Here is an 813-nt window from a genome sequence, read left to right as displayed (position 1 = left end):
GGATCCGGCCGGATCCGGACGACCCGACGAGTGGCCCTAGTGTGCCCGGCACTGAGTGCCGCCAATCCTCGGCGGACGAAGTCTGGCAGTGTGCCGGTTATCACGCTTCCCCGCATCAGCGGAACTCGCCAAAATCTTGGGGTGGGCCTCTGTGGCCTTCGTACACCAGAGGCTATCGTTCCTGCCTCTCGGACCGCTGCTGTACGGAGGCATCCACCCCGGGGTGACCATCCGTCGCACACATCATGAGGAGCCGCCTGATGTCCGACATCGATCCCTCCTTCGTACCCGGTCTCGAAGGAGTCGTCGCGTTCGAGACGGAGATCGCCGAGCCGGACAAGGAAGGCGGCTCACTCCGCTACCGCGGCGTCGACATCGAGGACCTGGTCGGGCAGGTCTCCTTCGGCAATGTGTGGGGCCTGCTGGTCGACGGCGCGTTCGACCCCGGGCTGCCGCCCGCCGAGCCCTTCCCGATCCCGGTCCACTCGGGTGACATCCGGGTGGACGTGCAGTCCGCGCTGGCGATGCTCGCGCCCGTGTGGGGCCTGAAACCGCTGCTCGACATCGACGAGCGCACCGCCCGTGACGAACTGGCGCGCGCCGCCGTGATGGCACTCTCGTACGTCGCCCAGTCGGCCCGCGGCCAGGGGCTGCCGATGGTGCCGCAGCGGGAGATCGACAAGGCGCGGACGGTCGTCGAGCGCTTCATGATCCGCTGGCGCGGGGAGCCGGACCCCCGGCATGTGAAGGCCGTCGACGCGTACTGGACCTCGGCCGCCGAGCACGGTATGAACGCGTCGACGGCCTTCACAT

General features: G+C 68.4%; 1 protein-coding gene. It reads left to right on the top strand.

Annotation, left to right across the window (positions count from 1 at the left end):
- Positions 1–260: 260 nt before the first annotated feature.
- Positions 261–813, top strand: a 553-nt coding sequence (locus BFF77_RS32345) for a citrate/2-methylcitrate synthase (RefSeq protein WP_281196676.1), incomplete at its 3' end; no start/stop codon positions are given.

It is taken from the genome of Streptomyces lushanensis (genome assembly GCF_001700515.1).
GTDB classification, from domain to species: Bacteria; Actinomycetota; Actinomycetes; order Streptomycetales; family Streptomycetaceae; genus Streptomyces; species Streptomyces lushanensis.
Note: the sequence above shows the minus strand (reverse complement) of the source record. Positions and strands in the feature narration are given on the sequence as shown.